Origin of the sequence: Kamptonema animale CS-326 (assembly GCF_028330895.1) — a bacterium.
Lineage (GTDB): Bacteria > Cyanobacteriota > Cyanobacteriia > Cyanobacteriales > Microcoleaceae > Kamptonema > Kamptonema formosum.
Window position 1 is genome coordinate 1 of record NZ_JAQMUA010000458.1, and the last position, 3,973, is coordinate 3,973.

4 protein-coding genes are annotated in these 3,973 nt (G+C 38.4%); 2 read left to right on the plus strand and 2 right to left on the minus strand.

Annotation, left to right across the window (positions count from 1 at the left end):
• Nucleotides 1–50 precede the first annotated feature (50 nt).
• Together PN499_RS27000 and PN499_RS27005 are read left to right on the plus strand one after the other, a co-directional pair.
• Nucleotides 51–827 carry an ABC transporter permease gene (locus PN499_RS27000; RefSeq protein ID WP_272036388.1) on the plus strand — a complete coding sequence of 259 codons (777 nt, stop codon included), beginning with the start codon at nt 51–53 and terminating at the stop codon, nt 825–827.
• Nucleotides 828–922: 95 nt separating this feature from the next.
• Nucleotides 923–2,236, plus strand: coding sequence for a protein arginine N-methyltransferase (locus tag PN499_RS27005; RefSeq protein WP_272036382.1), 1,314 nt, complete (start codon nt 923–925; stop codon nt 2,234–2,236).
• Nucleotides 2,237–2,424: 188 nt separating this feature from the next.
• On the opposite strand, the gene PN499_RS27010 is transcribed toward PN499_RS27005, so the two are convergent.
• On the minus strand, nt 2,425–2,784 hold the full coding sequence (locus PN499_RS27010; RefSeq protein ID WP_272036384.1) for a phage holin family protein: 360 nt from the start codon (nt 2,782–2,784) through the stop codon (nt 2,425–2,427).
• A gap of 21 nt (nt 2,785–2,805) precedes the next feature.
• Nucleotides 2,806–3,897, minus strand: coding sequence for a redox-regulated ATPase YchF (gene ychF / locus PN499_RS27015; protein ID WP_272036386.1), 1,092 nt, complete (start codon nt 3,895–3,897; stop codon nt 2,806–2,808).
• Between the last annotated feature and the right edge of the window lie 76 nt (nt 3,898–3,973).

Sequence of the window (3,973 nt, forward strand, 5' to 3'; positions counted from 1 at the left end):
GCCCAGAGGGCGGCGTTACAACGCTCAAAACTGCCTTACCTATTCCCAACATGAAAGAATCCCCACTCAAAAATATTTTAACTGATACTCTTACTGTTTTTTGGGGAGATTGGTTAGATTTACGAGTTAGAATACTCCCAGTTGCTGCTGCGGGTTTAGTATCGCCAATCATCTATATTTTAGCATTTGGTTTGGGGTTGGGGAGTTCCTTACCTAAACCCGCCATTGGCGGCAATTACTTAGAGTTTATGTTACCGGGAATGGTAGCTTTATCCTCAATGACTATCAGTTTTAGCGGTACTGTATTTTCCATTTGTGGGGAACGCCTCTATACCAAAACTTTTGAGGAATTATTGTTACTACCAGTGCATCCTTTAGCTTTGCATACGGGTAAAATGCTAGCGGGAATTGTCCGAGGTTTACTGACTTCTGCTTCAGTGATTTTAGTAGCAGTTTTGTTCACTCAAAAGCTAGTATTTCTCAATCCCCTATTTTTGCTAGTGATAGTCCTTAATTGTGCGGTATTTTCTGGTTTAGGCGTAATTGTCGGGTTGACAGTAAAATCGCTGGAAGCTGTCGGCTTATATAACAATTTTCTCATAGTTCCCATGTCATTTTTGGGAGCAACTTTTTTCGACCCTGCAACTTTGCCAATGGCTTTGAAAACCATAGTTTATCTCTTGCCACTGACTTATGCTAGTATTGGCTTGAGAGCCGCTGCCTACGATTTAACTAAGTTTCCTTGGTATATTGTACCGATTTTATTGGGTGCAGCAGTGATTTTTTCTCTAATTGGGGCTCGCCAATTTTCGACGCAGCAGGATTAGTTGAAGTTGATAAATACAAATAGGAATTAGGAACTTCTCACCTAACACCGCCCTCTGGGCGGTATCTCTACCATCCAGAAGTCAGCATTACAACTATGATGAGTATAGAAAAGATTTTCCAGATAGCTTTAAACTATCAACAAAACGAACAATTTCAAGAAGCAGAATCGATGTATCTGCAAATATTAGCAGTGCAACAAAATCATATTGAGAGTATAAGTAACTTAGGCGTTATTTATAAAAGACAAGGGGATATAGAAAAAGCCATAGAGTTTTATCGATTATCACTTTCTTTTGATTCTAACTATGAGATTGGCTTATCTAATTTAGCTAACTGTCTGATGGAATTAGAAGAATTTAATGAGGCTCTTTTATGTTTTAAGCGTTTAGTAGAAATCGAACCAAATTATTTAAATGGTTTCAGACAAATTGGAGCAATTTTAATTCAAAAAGGTCAATTAGATGAAGCAATTACCTATTTTAAAATTGCCTTAGAAAAATCCTCTGCTGATGTTGAGTCTCTTTGGTCAATTGGAAATATATTAGTACGGCAAAATCACCTCAGTGAAGCCAGAGATATATTTACCAATATTTTGCAATTAAATCCCAGTCATGTTAACTCTCAGAAATGGTTATCTTTTGTCAATCATTTATTGAGCGACAATAATAAAGTTTCCTTTGATTATCAAGAAAACCCTGTAAATTTTGAGATTACAGGGAAAAATCTAGGTGTTGAAATTGCTCACATTTCAGGTCATTTTTATGAATTAGCGGAGTTAGAATTTATAGATAAAAATATCAAAGTTAAAAATCCTGTTATTGTAGATGTAGGAGCAAATACGGGCAACCATTTAGTTTATTTTGCCAAAGTAATGACAGCGGCTAAGGTGGTTCCAATTGAGTTTCATCCAGGTGCAATTGAGTTATTAAAAAGAAATATATTCTTAAATCAACTTAGTAATGTAGATTTATCCAAATTAGGCTATGCTGTGGGCAGATTTCCAGGTAAATCTACTCTGGTAGAACATCCAGCCGGGGATTTATGTTTAAATGAAGTGGTAGCCAGTGAAACAGGGGAAATAGAGATTCTGCCTTTGGATGAATTAGTACAAGAGCCCATAGATTTAATTAAAATCGATGTGGAAGGCTTAGAAATTGATGTTTTAGAAGGAGCTAAACAGATATTATTAAAATATAAACCTGATATAATCATCGAAGTTAGGAGAGCAAATCAAAAGAGATTAATGAACTTTTTAGAAACAATTAGTTATCGTGTTCTTAGACAGTTTGATTACTGGAAATATAGTAATTTTTATCTACAACCCATTCGCGAATTAAGCCAACCACAGCAACTTTATAGTCAGGTGAACCCTGAATTTTTTAGAGGTAAGTCATTGGAAATATTTTAACAGGACAGGAGTTATGCAAGTTGAGGTTAGAAACCGGGTTTCTTTGTAGATACCTTGTTGAGAATCTTAATTTTTCAGAGAAACCCGGTTTCTTTGGGGTTTCTTTGCAGATAACTCATGAGAATCTTAATTTTTCAGAGAAACCCGATTTCTTTGCGATTCAGGCTGAAGTTTTTAGGCGTGCTAAATTACAGCTTAATAGAAGCCAATACCTGATAAAGCAACGAGTTAATAAAACCCAATGCAACCGCGCCTAATAATGCACTCCAGATTCCCCACCGCAACCAAAATCCTTCGACTAGCCAAGCAGCTAAACCAAAGATAATCGCATTGATAATGATGGTGAACAAACCGAACGTTATCCAGATAAAAGGTAAACCCAAAACAACAAAAACTGGACGAATTAGAGCATTCAATATTCCAAAAACTGCCGCTGAAATTAGAGCTTTGTTAAAGCTAGTAATTTCTACTCCTATCGGCAGTTTAGAAATGATAAAAAAGCTCACCGAAGTTACCAACCAACTAATCAGAATCGGCACAATATTCATCTGCTTACTCCTTGAAAAAACCTATACATTAAACCGGAACAGTAACACATCTCCTTCCTGCACCACATACTCTTTACCTTCACTACGGACTAAGCCTTTTTCCTTAGCTGCATTCATAGAACCAGTAGCAACTAAATCTTTATAAGCAACAGTTTCTGCGCGAATAAAACCACGCTCAAAATCAGAGTGAATTACGCCGGCTGCTTGCGGTGCTAACATTCCGGCAAGAATTGTCCAGGCGCGAGTTTCCTTTGGCCCACTGGTAAAATATGTCCGCAAACCCAATAATTCATAGGTAGCTCTAATCAGAGATTTTAAGCCCCCTTCTTCCACCCCCAAAGATGCCAGAAAATCTGCTCGTTCTGACTCTGGCAACTCTACTAATTCTGACTCAACTTGAGCAGAAACTACTACAACCTTAGCATTTTCTTTAGATGCTAGTTCTCGCACTTGTTCAACATAATTGTTGCCCCCTGCTAACTCATCCTCAGAGACATTAGCAGCATAGATAATTGGCTTGTTTGTCATCAAACCTAATCCTTTAACAGACTCAGCTTCCTCTTCACTTAAACTACACTGTCGCGTTGGTTTGCCTTCATTCAAAACTGCTGCCAATTTTTCCAGTGCTCCTAATTCTAGCTGAGCTTCCTTGCTAGTCCGAGCTTGCTTCCGGGTGCGTTCAATTTTCTTTTCAATCTGAGCTAAATCCGCTAAAATTAGCTCTAGATTGATAATATCAATATCTCGTAGCGGATCTACTGAGCCGGCAACGTGAATGATGTCATCATTTTCAAAACAACGTACAACTTGAACAATAGCATCCACTTCTCGGATGTGAGATAAAAACTGGTTCCCTAGTCCTTCTCCCTGACTCGCACCCTTCACCAAACCGGCGATATCAACAAATTCAATCCGCGTCGGTACAATTTGAGCAGAATTGCAAATATTGCTCAGCACGTTTAACCGTTCATCCGGTACCGCCACGACACCCACATTCGGTTCAATCGTGCAGAAAGGAAAATTAGCGGCTGTTGCCTTGGCATTGGCAACCAAGGCATTAAATAAAGTAGATTTGCCTACATTGGGCAATCCGACAATTCCGGCTCTGAGCATAGTAAATTAAAAACATCTTAACTATTTTAGGACTTACGCAGGCTAGTAACGCCGCCATCTTGGCGGTGCTTTTGCC